This is a genomic window from Methanobrevibacter ruminantium M1 (assembly GCF_000024185.1).
Lineage (GTDB): Archaea > Methanobacteriota > Methanobacteria > Methanobacteriales > Methanobacteriaceae > Methanobrevibacter > Methanobrevibacter ruminantium.
Map to the genome: position 1 here is coordinate 2,122,821 of NC_013790.1, position 13,801 is coordinate 2,136,621.

The following is a 13,801-nucleotide window of genomic DNA, read 5'->3' on the forward strand; positions in this document are numbered from 1 at the left end:
TTTTCTAAAAGTTTGAGCTAATTATGAGCAGGCTTAGACAAGCTAACCCCTTCAGTAGAGACCTTGCTTGTGACTGCTCCACTGATTTCTCTCATTTTTATTAATTAATTTTTCCTTCTTGCTTCCGTTGATTAGAATATTTTCCAATACGTCTTCGATAGTTTCGATTGGAACTATCTCAATCATATCCTCATACTTCTTCTCAAGCATGACATCTTCCATATTGGACTTAGGCAATAGAACTTTCTTAATGCCTGCTTCAGCTGCCGCTTCAATCTTAGCGGTTGCACCACCAATAGGCATGACATCTCCACGTACGCTTAAGGAACCGGTCAAAGCAATTGATTGGTCTATCGGAATGCCTTCAACAGCAGAGATAACCGCTGCAGTTATTGAAACACTTGCGCTGTCCCCTTCAACTCCATCATAACTTTGGAGGAACTGAACGTGAATGTCGTGATTGGAAATGTCCACTTGAGTGTATTTCTTAATGATTGCACTTACATTCTGAACGGAATCCAAAGCGATTTCTCCAAGCTTACCGGTAACGATGATCTTACCTTCGTTTTTGCTGTTAGCCGGAGCCATTTCAGCAGCAATTGGCATGACAATACCGCTTCTATCACCCATTACAGCTAAACCATTAACCATACCGATCTTTCCACCTGAGGAATGGAATACGCTGTATTCTTTCCTTTGGATAATGGATCTGTCTACAATTTGCTGCTCTAAGGTTCTTGCAAATCTTTTAGCGGTTACAACATGTTCAGCAGTTACCAAATCTGCACCTTCTTCAATTGCAACATCACCTGAGGAACGTACTAAACCACCTAACTCTCTTAATCTAAGAGTTAAAGCGTTCTTTCTTCCTGCTCTACGTTTAGCTTCCAAAATAATTTCATCAAGAGCGTCAGTTGCAAAGTGAGGAATTCTGCCGTCGTTCTTGACTTCTTGAGCTACAAACTGTACAAGCTTTTTACGGTTTTCTTCGGTGTCTTCCATATAATCTTTCATAAAGACCCCATAACCATATCCTCTGATTCTTGAACGCATTGCAATGTGCATTCCTTCAAGAACTTGGATATTTCCAGAAGCTACAAGAACAAAATCACATGGAACTGCTTGAGAACGGACCATAGCACCACTGCTGTTTTCACTTTGACCAGTGATTGCATATTTCTTCTCTTGCATAGCAGATAATAGCTCTTGTTGAGTTTTCATGCTCATTGTACCTATTTCGTCAATGTATAAAACTCCCTTATGAGCCTTGTGAATCATTCCGCTTTCAACACGTTCGTGTGCAGGGGTTCCAAGACCTCCAGATTGGTAAGGGTCGTGCCTTACATCACCGAGCAATGCGCCGGCATGAGCACCAGTAGCATCCATGAATGGTGCAAATCTTTTATCTCCGTTGTTTACCAATAATTTAGGAGACATGTTATTTGCCTTAGGCTTGATTTGCATGGAAATAAATATTACAAGCAATGCAGCAATGATAGCTTCAAATATTCTTTGGTATAGGATTCCAAGAACAAAGATAGCTGCAGTTGCAAACATGGTGATCATCATCTTCTTCTCATCGCCGCTTTTTGCATTGGCCTTGTTTGCCTTGACTATCTTTTTGCCCTGACCTGCAGGGACTGTCCTAATCAATGGATAATTACTGTCTTCCCCGTTTGGATAAACCAATACGTCTTCTAAGACTTCAGGAGGCAATAACTCAGCCATTCCTTTAGCGAGCATTGACTTACCTACACCCGGATCACCAATAAGAAGAACATTTCTTCTTTGCTTTGCTGCTTTTTTAATTGTTTCCACAGATTCCTCATGACCTATGACCTGGTCGATGAGAAGTGGAGGAACTTCAATTTCAGAGGTATTTGAAAGAGATTCGTAATCAAGCATAGGCTTTATCCTACGTTTTCCATCTTCTTCAACATATTCTACATCAAGAGGATTGCTATCCTCCTCTTCATCCTTGACAGATTCAGAACTGTCTATGGTTTCGCTTACCACATCCGCTTCAACCACTTCACTGGCTGTGTCAATGACTATGGTTTCTCTTACTTCAGAGGAAGTGCCAAGTTCTTCATTCTCATCAATTTCAGAGGAAGCGTCAAGTTCTTCAGTCTTGTCAATTTCATTATTCTCTACAGTGGAATCTAAGTTTAAGTCTTTAGATTCATTCACTTCAACATCTGTAGATTCTATTTTCTTTTCTTCCATTTAAAACCTCCTTAAAGTTTTTAAATTCATACTTATTAATTTTTTTATCAGTTTCATTTCAGATTGAAGTTTTTAATAATCATTTATCATTATATAATATAATCTTGGTTTATTATATTAATATATATTAAACTACATTCTTAATAACTTTATGATTTTAGTTATATAAAAAGGTTTGTATTTTAGTAACTTTAATTAACTAAAATAACAATTCAAAAAATGATAAAAATAATTGTAAAAAAAATCGAAAGATATGGGGATTAAAATAAAATTTATTATTTATAAAAAATAAATGAATAATCATATTGGAAAATCATATGAAGAAAATATAAAATTTATATAAATTTTATAAGTTTTAGCTATAATCCCTTTTAAAAAATAAATTTATATGAAATTTATAAAATTATAGTTATAATCCATTTTTAAAAAAAACCATATTAATTTTAAGGTAAAACCATGACTAAATGTTTAATGATTCAAGGAACAGCATCAAATGCTGGAAAAAGTTTGATTGTTGCAGCACTTTGCAGAATATACACAAAAAGAGGATACAAGGTTGCTCCATTCAAGTCACAGAATATGTCTTTAAATTCATACACTACAAAGGAAAATAAGGAAATAGCCATTGCACAGGTTTTGCAGGCAAAGGCTGCAAATATAGAGCCTACAGTAGATATGAACCCAATTCTCCTAAAGCCAAAGGGAGAATCATGCTCACAAGTTATCATACAAGGAGAAGCAGTTGGAAACAAGGACTTCTTTAGAAAATATGATAAGACAAAGGCCACCCAAAGGGATATAGACAATAATCTGATGGATGATGAGGACTATAGAATCATTGCAAAGGAAGCTGTAATAGACTCATTAAACAATCTCAAGGAAGATTATGACATAATCATTATGGAAGGTGCAGGATCTCCTGCAGAAATCAACCTAAGGGAAGGAGACCTTGCAAATATGGGAGCTGCAGAGATTGCAGATGCAAATGTACTTCTTGTAGGTGACATTGACAAGGGAGGAGTCTTTGCATCAATAGCTGGAACATTCCTATTGCTTGACGATGCAGACCGCTCAAGATTTAAGGGAGTCATTATAAACAAGTTCAGAGGAAAGCAGGAATTATTATGCTCTGGAATCGAAAGGCTCGAAGAAATCATTCAGGTCCCAGTCCTTGGAATTGTTCCTTATGCTGAAAACCTCCAGCTACCAGAAGAGGACTCTGCATCCTTAAAGGAGCACAACTGGACAAAGGAATTTAAGAATAATGATGATCACATAATAATTGGAGTTGTAAAGCTTCCAAAGATTGCCAACTTCACAGACATAGACCCATTTGACACAGAAGATGATGTTGAAGTGAGAATGATTGAAGTCCATAATTACAAAGACAAAATCAAGGACATTGATGCATTGATCTTACCGGGTACCCGTAACTCCACTGAAGACATTATGGAACTTGAAAAGACCGGTTTGGCACAAGAGATAAGGAAACTGTCAAATGAATCCAAGATTCCAATCATCGGAATCTGCGGAGGATACCAGATATTGGGAAACAAGATCTATGATAAAAACCATAAGGAATCCAAACTTGATGAAGTTGAAGGATTAGGTCTTTTAGACATTGAAAGTGAGTTTATAAGGGAAAGCAAGGTCGTAAAGCAAAGCATAGGTAGAATAGAAATAAATGATAATATCACTGGTCTAAATAATTCCGATGAAAATAATATCTTTTATGAAATATTCTCTAAGATCAATGGGGAAACTGTAAGCGGCTATGAGTTACATGAAGGCACTACAAATCTTATAAGCGCCAAGCCATTATTTAAAATAGAAAAGGGAATTGGAAATAATGACAATGACCAATTTGATGGTGCTTACAGCAAGAATGTATTTGGAACCTATTTCCATGGAATATTTAATAATTATAATCTTAGAAGAGAGTTTTTAAACCATTTAAGAAAAAATAAGGGTTTGGATGAAAAAACTGGTGAAGATCCATATGAAACAAGCGTTGAAAATTCTCTTGAAAAATTAGCAAATATTGTAGAAGAAGCTCTTGATATGGATTATATTGATAAATTGGTTTTTGATGAATAAAATAAGTGAAAATAATTGGATAATAATAAAATAAGAAAAATAAATTGTAAAAAAAAGAACAAAAAAGTATATAAAATAAATAATAAAAAAGAATAATTTAAAAAAATAAAAAAGAAAAGAGCAAATCTCAAAAAAAAACAGAGATAAAACTTTTGGTCAAGGTTTTACGATTTTGGCGAAGCCAAAATCGTCAAAAGCTTGGGCGTTAGTTAAGGTCTCTGCCAAATATATGAACAGCACAAGTACCGCCGGTACCACCAACATTATGAGTCATACCGATTTCAGCACCATCCACTTGACGTTTGCCTGCTTCTCCTCTTAATTGCCATACAATTTCAGCAGCTTGAGCAATACCAGTGGCTCCAAGAGGATGGCCTCTTGCCTTTAAACCACCAGATGGGTTAATCGGACAATCACCATCAATATTAGTCTGACCTTCTTCCAATACTTTGCCGCCTTCTCCTTTCTTAGCAAATCCAAGGTCTTCAATTGCAAGCAATCCATTGATTGAGAAACAGTCATGGACTTCAGTTGCATCAATATCCTTTACAGTGACTCCTGCCATATCATAAGCTTTTCTGGAAGCTGCAATGGTTGCATCCAAGGTAGTGATGTCCTTTCTGCTATGAAGCGCAATGGTTCCGGAAGACTGTGCAGATGCCCTTACATAGATAGGGGTGTCAGTGTATTCCTTAGCCTTTTCTGCTGCACAGATAACGATAGCTGCTGCACCGTCTGATACAGGGGAACAGTCAAGCAATGTTAAAGGATCTGCAACAGGAGATGAATTTAATACCTTATCTACAGTAACTTCAAATGGGAATTGAGCATTAGGGTTGTTTGAAGCGTTCTTATGATTAACTACAGACATCATAGCCAATTGTTCCCTTGTGGTTCCATATTCATACATATGTCTTTGAGCAATCATGGCGTATAATGATGGGAAAGTGGCTCCTTGCTGTGCTTCCCATTCCTGATCGGATGCTGTGGCAATAGCCGGAGTTGCATCCACCACATCAGTCATCTTTTCCACACCTGCAGCTACCACAACATCATGGTATCCGGAAGCTACAGCCATGATTCCTTGTCTAAGTGCCAATCCTCCAGATGCACAAGCAGCTTCAACTCTTGTACATGGAACAGGGTTCATTCCCATGCTGTCTGAAATAAGTGAGGCAATGTGCTCTTGACCTACAAAAAGACCTGCAGACATGTTTCCAACAAACATGGCTTCCAAGTCTGCACCGCTTAGGTTAGCGTCTTCAATAGCTCCAAGACCAGCTTGTGAAATTAATTCTCTAAATGAAACATCCCATAACTCTCCAAATTTTGTTTGGGAAGCTCCAATAATCGCAACATCTCTCATTTTTTCACCTTTTTAATAAATATCATTAATTAATTAGTCCCAAGTTTATCCTCTTAATAATTGATTAATTAGAATTATTATTCTCATTCAAAATTGATAATTAGAATTATTCTCATTTAAAATTGATTTATTTAAATTTCATCTCCACATCTATGCCATTCTAAGTTTTCCTTTGAATTTAGCATAAACTGCATAGTCAACATAAATCTTTTTAGAGAGGATCTCTTCAGTTGTAGGAGCTAAATTCCTAACTTCATCAATTCTGTCGTTTACAGTCAATGTAAATCCGTCACTTCCTGCACCTGAACCATATGATACAATAAATATCTTATCTCCAGGCTCTGCCTTGTCCAATACATTGGAAAGGGCTAAAGGAACTGCACCAGAATAGGTATTTCCAACATTAGGAGTCAAGAGCCCATCCTTATATTGCTCTGGAGTGAATCCTAATTTCTTAGCTGCCCTTAGGTAAAACTTACCGTTAGGCTGGTGGAAAATAGCATAATCATAATCTTCAACTTTAGAATCTGTCTTTTCAAGCAATCCTTTTGCTGCTCCTAAGACATGCTTGAAGTAAGCAGGGTCACCTGTAAATCTTCCTCCATGACTTGGATAAGGCTGACCTTCCCTTCTGTAGAAATCAGGAGTGTCAGTAGTGAAACTGTAAGTGGTTCCAAAGTCTGCTATTGTGTCCTTATTTCCGATGATGTAAGCAGCGCCACCGGCAGATGCAGTGTATTCCAAAGCATCTCCAGGAGCTCCTTGAGAGGTATCGGCACCTATAGCCAAACCGTATTTTATCATGCCAGAATCCACTAAACCCATTACCGCTTGAATACCTGCAGTACCTGCCTTACAAGCAAACTCCAAGTCAGCTGCAGTCATATCCGGAGTTGCACCGATTGCTTCAGCTACGATGGTTGCAGTTGGCTTTACTGCATAAGGGTGGGATTCAGAACCTACATAAACCGCTCCAATATCTTGTGGGTCAATTTGTGCTCTTCTTAATGCATATCTTGCAGAGCTAACTGCAATAGTAGCAGTGTCTTCATCAGAAGATGGAACTGACTTTTCATTAACAATTAAACCATTGGAAATTGATTCTGGGTTATCTCCCCAAACTTTTGCAATTTCTTCTACTTTTATTCTATATGAAGGCACATTAGCCCCATATCCTACAATTCCTGCCATTAAATCACGACCATATTTTTAGTTCATAATTGAATAGTTTATAATTAATTAAGAATAAATTGATTAAATTTTATTAATTCTCTTAAATTAAAATCTTCAATTTAAGAATAAATTAATTAATTCTTCTTAAACTAATAGATAATATAATTTAAAAGCCTAATTCTTAAATTAAACAATGATAGTTAATTAAATAAAATAAAAAATTAACTTTTATTAATTTGATTTTAAATTTTGAAATATTTTATTTTTAAAAATATAAACTAATTAAATAAATTAAGTTAAAAATTTTTAATTTAAAATTAGATTTAAATAAATCTTATAAATTAAAAATTAAAAAATTTTATATCTTTAAAAATCATTTAAAGTTTATATTAATAATACATTATGTTTTTACCCATATAAATATATTTAGAAAAATAGCTAAAAAAATGGAATTTTTTTAAAATAATTTAATTAAATAAAAAAAGAAATCAATTGAAAATAGGGCAAGAAAAACCTAGATCAAATAGTCCAAATAGGAAAAAATATTTTGAAAAAATAGAGTTAAAAATAGTAAAATCATGCAGCTGCCGGGATTCGAACCCGGGTTGTAGGCTTGGAAGGCCCAAGTAATAACCAGACTATACCACAGCTGCATTAAAAAAAAAGTGCGGCGTCCGGGATTTGAACCCGGGTCTCTAACGTGGCAGGCTAGAGTCTTAACCAGGCTGGACTAACACCGCATAATAACAACATATAAATGTTGGTCAACATAATATTTAAATCTTTCTATTGTTTTGTTAAGAGAAAATAGAAAATATTATAATATTGAAAAACTCGATATTTTTTACAAAAAATACAAGCAAATTATAAATACTATTAAATAAAAATAAAAATTGTTTATGGTAAAATTATATTTTTTATTAACTATTATTTGTAATTATGAAATATTTCTAAAAAAATTATTCTTAAAAAAAATTCCAAGATTTAAAATAATCATAAATAATAGCTAATACAAAGTATATTGATTAGATGAAGAGGAATGATTAGATGAGTTCAGGATTAACTATAGGATTGCTCTCCTTAATAATTTTTGGGAATATAGAAAACTTGATTCTTGCTTCACAGGGAGTAGTAAAAGCCGCAAATCCACTTAAACTTGCAATATTCAGTTTAATATGCGTAAGTTGTTGGCTAATTTTAGGAACAGTATGTACACAACAATTACAAAATTATGGAATTTACATTGAATTCATTGGCGGATTTGCAATATTCGTATTAGGACTTCAATCCATGATTGAAGCAGCGAGAGGATAGGTGAAAATATGTCATTTGCAGAATCATTAAAAGAATATAAACCATTTTTAGGTTTATTGATTTTTGGTAACATTGAAAACTTAGTTCTTGCTGCCCAAGGTGTTATTGAAGGAGCAGATCCTTTTCTTGTTGCAGGAGCAAGTGTTTGCTTTGTAATTATTTGGCAATTTATAGGAGTCTTTGGAACCAAATCAGCAATGAAATACTCTAGACACATTGAATTCATTGGCGGATTTGCAATATTCGTATTGGGAATTCAATCCATGCTTCCTTTAATATACCAATTGCTTGGATAAAAGGAAAAATTAAAAAACCACTACCTCCATACTATACTCATTACTTATTTTAAATCTATTTTTAATAAAGAGATTAACTATTAAACCGCCAAAAAGGGGACTATTTTTTATAAAAAGAGTGCAAAAGCAAAACTATTTTTTAGCTATTGCACAAATCCAACCACTTACGTCCTTGGATTCAACTTTTGAACTGCTCTTATCAAAAATAATTAAATCTGAGAATCCTGCTTGCCTTAATGATTGGTCCAACTCATCATCTGAATAAATATTCATATCCAAAAGTTCTTTAAGCTCCTCTTGACGAGCGTCCCCATCTCTAGGAATTGCTTCATTGCAGATAAATATTATTCCATCTTCCTTTAACACCCTTCTGACTTCTTTTAAGTCATTGACAAAATCTGGCCAGAAATAAACTGTTTCAAAGCCTGTTACAATGTCGAATATTTCATCATCAAAAGGCAATTCAGATACAGAGCCTTGAATGACTTCACATCTGCCTTCTTCGATTGCTTTTTGATTAAGTTTTTTAGACTTTTCTACAGCGACTTCTGAGTAATCCAAACCATAAACCTTGTTTTCAGTCATTTTAAGGAATCTTTCAACGTTGACTCCTCCGCCGCATCCAATATCTAAAATGATATCATCTTTAGAGATATCCAAATGACTTACGCCCCATTGTGCAAGAGATTCGTGACTCTTATTCATTCTATCCAATAATTGATCACCTAATTCTCCTTCAGGCTTACGTGCATTAATCAATAATTCATTATCTTCCACTCTTTCCATCTTTTCATCAGACATCTTATACCCTCCATATAAAAATTAATACAATGAATAAATTTAAAAAACTAAATAATAGCCCATAAGATTAAAAAAGCAAAAAAACGCTCTAAAGAGCATTTGTTTTTGCATAGCTTACAAAGGGCCATTAAAAATTAAAAATATTTTATTTTTAAAATCTTATCAATTATAATATAGATAGCATAATTAATAAATTTTAGTATAAAATTCATTAAACTAATTCTATGGAGGTCTTTATGAAAATGATTATTCAATGAGCCCTAAATCTAAAATAAGCTATTCCTCAAAATAGACCTCCTTAATCATATCGCTAAAGTTCATCTGGACTAAAGTAAAATCCTCAAAGACAGAAAGGAAAGCAAGCTCCTCTGGATGATTTTCAAGATATGGATTGAAATGCTCTTCCAAGGAATCCCTATTTATCCCCCCTTCCTCAAATGGATTGAAGCCTAAGCTGCAGATGTATTCTAATTCTTCATCAAAGAGAGAATAATCCACACCATCCACAGAATCGTCAGAAGTTCCATCATTATTAGAACCATTTGAATCACCTTCATCCTTAAAAGTCAAGATATTGATTATCTTCTCATCAATTGAAGATGGAACAGAATCAAAATCAGATTTAGGGGACTGACGATTGGGAAAAAACCTGCCAAGGTTAGAACTCCTATCAGATTTACTTAAATCACCATAATCAACTACATTTTTTACAAAAATATTTTCCTTATCGTTTCCAAAAGTCATTTTTTTTACCAACCTTTACATTTTTTATGAAAAAACTTCATATATAAAAATTGTTTTTAAACTATATAAACTTAAACAGAGAGCATTTGAAAACTAATATTTGATTTTGGTAAACTATACATTATAAATAGTAAATCGGATGGAAAATCGTTCTTTATATCCAAAATTAAGGCTAATTTTTATAAATAGTTATATATAGTAAACCGAACCAAAAAATTGTAAAATTTAGAAAAAATGTTAATGATACTTAAAAAAGCTAAAAAAGTGCATAGAAATTAATAATGGCATTCAGAAAATAATAAAAAAATAAGTGAAAAGCTAACTATAATGAAAAAAAGCAATCCAATACATGAAAATTAAAAATAAGATACAAATAGGTACAATAACAATAGTAAAAGAGATAAAATAAGTTAAAAACAAAAATCGATAAAAAAAGAGCAAAATAAATAAAAAAAAAAATAAAAAGTAAAATCCCGACTACAGTCGAGATAAAACTTTTGGTCAAGGTTTTACGATTTTGGCTTCGCCAAAATCGTCAAAAGCTTGCTTACATCATAGGAGGCATGCCGCCCATACCTGGGTCCATTGGCATGTCGCCTGCACTGGTTCCGCTGGAAGCGATTACATCATCGATTCTTAAAATCATTTCAGCAGCTTCTGAAGCAGATTGGATAGCTTGTTTTTTGACACGTTTAGGTTCTACAACACCTTCTTCTTTCATGTCAGTAACATCGCCAGTGAATACGTTTAATCCCATGTAAGGGGATTTTTCATGAGCAGCTCTTAAGTCCACAAGGGAGTCGATGCTGTCTAAACCAGCGTTTTCAGCTAAGGTCTTAGGAACAATTTCTAAGGATTCTGCAAATGCAGTTACAGCTAATTGTTCTCTTCCGCTGATTGATTGAGCGTATTCTTTAAGTTTTTTAGCCATAGCGATTTCAGGAGCTCCTCCACCAGCTACAACTTGACCGTCTTCTACAGTAGCAGCAACTACACCGATTGCGTCATCTACAGCTCTGTCGATTTCAGCTACGATGTGTTTGGTACTTCCTCTAACGAGTAATGTTACTGCTTTAGGTTCTTGACATTCTTCTACAAAGATCATGTCATCACCGGAAATCTTTTTCTGGATTACAGAGCCAGCGCTTCCTAAGTCAGCTTCAGTTAAGTCATCTAAGTTGGATACAACAGTAGCACCAGTTGCTTTAGCTAATTTTTCAATGTCAGATTTTTTGACTCTTCTTACAGCCATGATTCCTGCTTTAGCTAAGTAGTGTTGTGCTAAGTCATCGATACCTTTTTGTGCGAATAAAACAGTTGCGCCAGAGTCTGCAACTTTGTTAACCATGTCTCTGACCATTTGCTCTTCTTGTTCAATGAATGCTTGCATTTGAGCAGGGTCGGTGATTCTAATTTCAGCGTCAACTTCAGTTTCCTTGACTTCGAGTGGGGAGTTGATTAAAACAACTTTAGCGTCTTTTAATTCAGAAGGCATACCAGGGTGTACTTTTTCCTTGTCTACGATTACACCTTGGATTAAAGTGGATTCTTCAACTACTGCACCGTCTTTCTTCTCGATTTTAATGTGATCGGTTTCAACTACGCCGTCATCAGCAACTTGCTGTACAGCGTCTACGATTAAGTTTGCTAAAGGTTCACGAGCTTTTTCAGTTCCTTTACCAGTCATTGCAGTCATAGCTACTTTAACTAACATTTCACGGGAAATGTCTTCGATTGCAATGTCATCTAAGATTTCTTGAGCCTTTTCAGCAGCTTGTCTGTAACCCATAGCAATGATAGTTGGGTGAATGTCCATATCCAATAAGGTTTCGGATTTCTTAAGGAGTTCTCCTGCAATGATTACTGCAGTTGTGGTTCCGTCTCCTACTTCGTCTTCTTGGGTTTTTGCAACTTCAACGAGCATTTTAGCTGCAGGATGTTCAATATCCATTTCCTTTAAGATAGTAACTCCGTCGTTGGTTACTACAATGTCTCCGAGTCCGTCCACTAACATTTTGTCCATACCTTTTGGACCTAAAGTGGTTCTTACAGTTTCTGCTAATACTTTACCTGCTAAGATATTGGTTCTTTGAGCATCTCTACCTAATAATCTGTTGGTTCCTTCAGGTAAAATAAAAATAGGTTGACCTTGTGCCATATTTTACACCTCAATTTTTTTAAATAATTAGTTTTTTTAAATAGATAATAAATATAATTCAAATCATATCTTTAAAGGGATATGACCGGTTAAATCCAATTAATAGAACAATGAATCATCTTTCAAAAATTGGAATTAACATTATTAAAAATATTTATTCTATAATAACAATGGGTTTAAAGTAATATATAAAGTTTTCGTTTTTATTATAAACTTTAGGATAATTATTATTTTGAATATAATTGCATAAAAAGAGTAAAATTTTAAATAAAATTATAAAAATTTATAAAATATTTTAACAAATATATATTTTTTTAATTTAGTTACAAAAATATATTAAAATTGATAGTTCCTTTGCAGTTAACATATGTTCCTTTACGGTTTACACATGAAATGCCACATGCTTTAAAAAAAAAGATAGTTAAGAAAATAGATATCTATTAAACATAAATGGAATGAATTTCTTATTTAGATTAGTGAATCTGGAAAATTCTCCACCATTGATTATTCCCTTTTCATAAGCCTCTAAAACAACTGCACAGTAAGGCTCTCCGTTGTATTTTATCTGATTATTCAAATAATTTCCACCGGCGCCATTGGAAATAGTATCCATATTATCTGCATTTGTATTTTTGCATAAATCTTCATTTGGAACAAGAAACTCACCTGCAACTGCATTGTAGAAGATCTCTTCATCAATATTCTCATCATCTCCGCAGATTGCACTTTGGCCTAATAGAAGATGGGTCAATTCATGGAAGAGGGAAAATATCCTTCCATTTACACTATCCTTTCCATTCAATAGGATTATAGGAACTTCCTTATGGAATATGCATAATCCTCTCATTTCATTAAGGGCAACTCCTTCGCTTTCAAAGATTAGAACCCCAATCTTTCGTGTTATGATTTCCTTCCATTTATTTAAGAAATTATAATGCCTGCTGTCTTTTGACTTGTTCTTTCTTATCCATGTCTTTTGAGTCTCTAAAGAGATTCCCAATTTTTCCCTAATGTAATTTGAGACATGCTTTTTATTTAAGGAGCCTTCATATATTTCAAATGATGGAATGTTTTCCTCTAATTCATACAATAAATCAAGATAATGTTCCCTTCGGCTTTGGGATTTTCTTATTTGTTTAATTAGGCTTGGGGAGTTGTTTTCAAAAATATCATCAGCGTCTAACTTTCTATAATTAATCATTTTTGGAAAATCATCATCTTCAGGGACCTTCTCCAAAAAGAAGAATGCACTAGGAAGGCAAAACTTCTTGCTTGCCTTTCTAAGCTGTGTCCAAGTAGGCTTTTCCTCTCCACTTTCCCAAGACTTATATTTTGATTTGATGTCTTTAGGCAAGTCTTCCTCAAAGCCATTTATGTATCCTGCACGCTTTCTAGCCCATAGCATCATTGCCGGATTAATATTTGCCCTTTCTACCATTTTACTACCCTCCTTTTAAGTTTTAATACAAAATTGTTTTTTAAAAAACCCTCATTGATAATGGTTTTTTAAATTCAGCACCATAATTAACTTAAAAAGTTTTCATTTTCTTACAAGCAAAGATATATTTATTTTCAAACTTAATAAAGGTTTTTTAAATGCGAAAAAGTGATTTTGTGAAATTGTGA

General features: G+C 34.0%; 10 protein-coding genes and 2 tRNA genes. 3 read left to right on the forward strand and 9 right to left on the reverse strand.

Annotated elements, in window-relative coordinates; genetic code table 11:
* Nucleotides 1-51 precede the first annotated feature (51 nt).
* Nucleotides 52-1,905: an ATP-dependent protease LonB gene (lonB, locus tag MRU_RS08185; protein WP_227717065.1), complete on the reverse strand. Its 1,854-nt coding sequence runs from the start codon at nucleotides 1,903-1,905 to the stop codon at nucleotides 52-54.
* A 777-nt stretch (nucleotides 1,906-2,682) separates the two neighbouring features.
* Here lonB and cobQ point away from each other — a divergent pair.
* Nucleotides 2,683-4,323 (forward strand): cobyric acid synthase CobQ, encoded by a 1,641-nt coding sequence (cobQ, locus tag MRU_RS08190; RefSeq protein ID WP_012956436.1) that lies wholly within the window; start codon nucleotides 2,683-2,685, stop codon nucleotides 4,321-4,323.
* A gap of 205 nt (nucleotides 4,324-4,528) precedes the next feature.
* Here the strand turns inward: cobQ and MRU_RS08195 are convergent, their stop codons facing one another.
* The 4 genes from MRU_RS08195 to MRU_RS08210 all read right to left on the reverse strand — a co-directional run bounded on the left by MRU_RS08195 (nucleotide 4,529) and on the right by MRU_RS08210 (nucleotide 7,602).
* Nucleotides 4,529-5,689, reverse strand: a complete 1,161-nt coding sequence (locus MRU_RS08195) for a thiolase domain-containing protein (RefSeq protein ID WP_012956437.1) — start codon at nucleotides 5,687-5,689, stop codon at nucleotides 4,529-4,531.
* Nucleotides 5,690-5,839: 150 nt separating this feature from the next.
* On the reverse strand, nucleotides 5,840-6,880 hold the full coding sequence (locus tag MRU_RS08200; RefSeq protein WP_012956438.1) for a hydroxymethylglutaryl-CoA synthase: 1,041 nt from the start codon (nucleotides 6,878-6,880) through the stop codon (nucleotides 5,840-5,842).
* 561 nt (nucleotides 6,881-7,441) lie between these two features.
* A tRNA-Gly gene (locus MRU_RS08205) sits at nucleotides 7,442-7,515 on the reverse strand.
* A gap of 13 nt (nucleotides 7,516-7,528) precedes the next feature.
* Nucleotides 7,529-7,602, reverse strand: a tRNA-Gly gene (locus MRU_RS08210).
* A gap of 307 nt (nucleotides 7,603-7,909) precedes the next feature.
* On the opposite strand from MRU_RS08210, the gene MRU_RS08215 reads away from it, so the two are divergent.
* Both MRU_RS08215 and MRU_RS08220 read left to right on the forward strand, forming a co-directional pair.
* Nucleotides 7,910-8,176, forward strand: a complete 267-nt coding sequence (locus tag MRU_RS08215; protein ID WP_012956439.1) for a hypothetical protein — start codon at nucleotides 7,910-7,912, stop codon at nucleotides 8,174-8,176.
* Nucleotides 8,177-8,184: 8 nt separating this feature from the next.
* Entirely contained in the window at nucleotides 8,185-8,472 is a 288-nt protein-coding gene (locus tag MRU_RS08220) for a hypothetical protein (RefSeq protein WP_012956440.1), read from the forward strand.
* A 132-nt stretch (nucleotides 8,473-8,604) separates the two neighbouring features.
* On the opposite strand, the gene MRU_RS08225 is transcribed toward MRU_RS08220, so the two are convergent.
* The 4 genes from MRU_RS08225 to MRU_RS08240 all read right to left on the reverse strand — a co-directional run bounded on the left by MRU_RS08225 (nucleotide 8,605) and on the right by MRU_RS08240 (nucleotide 13,613).
* Nucleotides 8,605-9,273 (reverse strand): class I SAM-dependent methyltransferase, encoded by a 669-nt coding sequence (locus MRU_RS08225; protein WP_012956441.1) that lies wholly within the window; start codon nucleotides 9,271-9,273, stop codon nucleotides 8,605-8,607.
* A 276-nt stretch (nucleotides 9,274-9,549) separates the two neighbouring features.
* Nucleotides 9,550-10,017 (reverse strand): hypothetical protein, encoded by a 468-nt coding sequence (locus tag MRU_RS08230; RefSeq protein ID WP_012956442.1) that lies wholly within the window; start codon nucleotides 10,015-10,017, stop codon nucleotides 9,550-9,552.
* A 547-nt stretch (nucleotides 10,018-10,564) separates the two neighbouring features.
* Nucleotides 10,565-12,175, reverse strand: coding sequence for a thermosome subunit alpha (gene thsA, locus MRU_RS08235; protein WP_012956443.1), 1,611 nt, complete (start codon nucleotides 12,173-12,175; stop codon nucleotides 10,565-10,567).
* A gap of 421 nt (nucleotides 12,176-12,596) precedes the next feature.
* The gene (locus MRU_RS08240; RefSeq protein ID WP_012956444.1) at nucleotides 12,597-13,613 is read right to left on the reverse strand and encodes an ImmA/IrrE family metallo-endopeptidase; all 1,017 of its coding nucleotides are present in this window, start codon (nucleotides 13,611-13,613) and stop codon (nucleotides 12,597-12,599) included.
* Nucleotides 13,614-13,801 lie beyond the last annotated feature (188 nt).

Excerpts from the sequence above, each read along its gene's own strand:
- thsA (WP_012956443.1), bottom strand. The coding sequence starts at position 12,175 with ATGGCACAAGGTCAACCTATTTTTATTTTACCTGAAGGAACCAACAGA.
- MRU_RS08220 (WP_012956440.1), top strand. The coding sequence starts at position 8,185 with ATGTCATTTGCAGAATCATTAAAAGAATATAAACCATTTTTAGGTTTA.
- lonB (WP_227717065.1), bottom strand. The coding sequence starts at position 1,905 with ATGCTTGATTACGAATCTCTTTCAAATACCTCTGAAATTGAAGTTCCT.
- cobQ (WP_012956436.1), top strand. The coding sequence starts at position 2,683 with ATGACTAAATGTTTAATGATTCAAGGAACAGCATCAAATGCTGGAAAA.
- MRU_RS08195 (WP_012956437.1), bottom strand. The coding sequence starts at position 5,689 with ATGAGAGATGTTGCGATTATTGGAGCTTCCCAAACAAAATTTGGAGAG.
- MRU_RS08230 (WP_012956442.1), bottom strand. The coding sequence starts at position 10,017 with ATGACTTTTGGAAACGATAAGGAAAATATTTTTGTAAAAAATGTAGTT.
- MRU_RS08240 (WP_012956444.1), bottom strand. The coding sequence starts at position 13,613 with ATGGTAGAAAGGGCAAATATTAATCCGGCAATGATGCTATGGGCTAGA.
- MRU_RS08225 (WP_012956441.1), bottom strand. The coding sequence starts at position 9,273 with ATGTCTGATGAAAAGATGGAAAGAGTGGAAGATAATGAATTATTGATT.
- MRU_RS08215 (WP_012956439.1), top strand. The coding sequence starts at position 7,910 with ATGAGTTCAGGATTAACTATAGGATTGCTCTCCTTAATAATTTTTGGG.
- MRU_RS08200 (WP_012956438.1), bottom strand. The coding sequence starts at position 6,880 with ATGGCAGGAATTGTAGGATATGGGGCTAATGTGCCTTCATATAGAATA.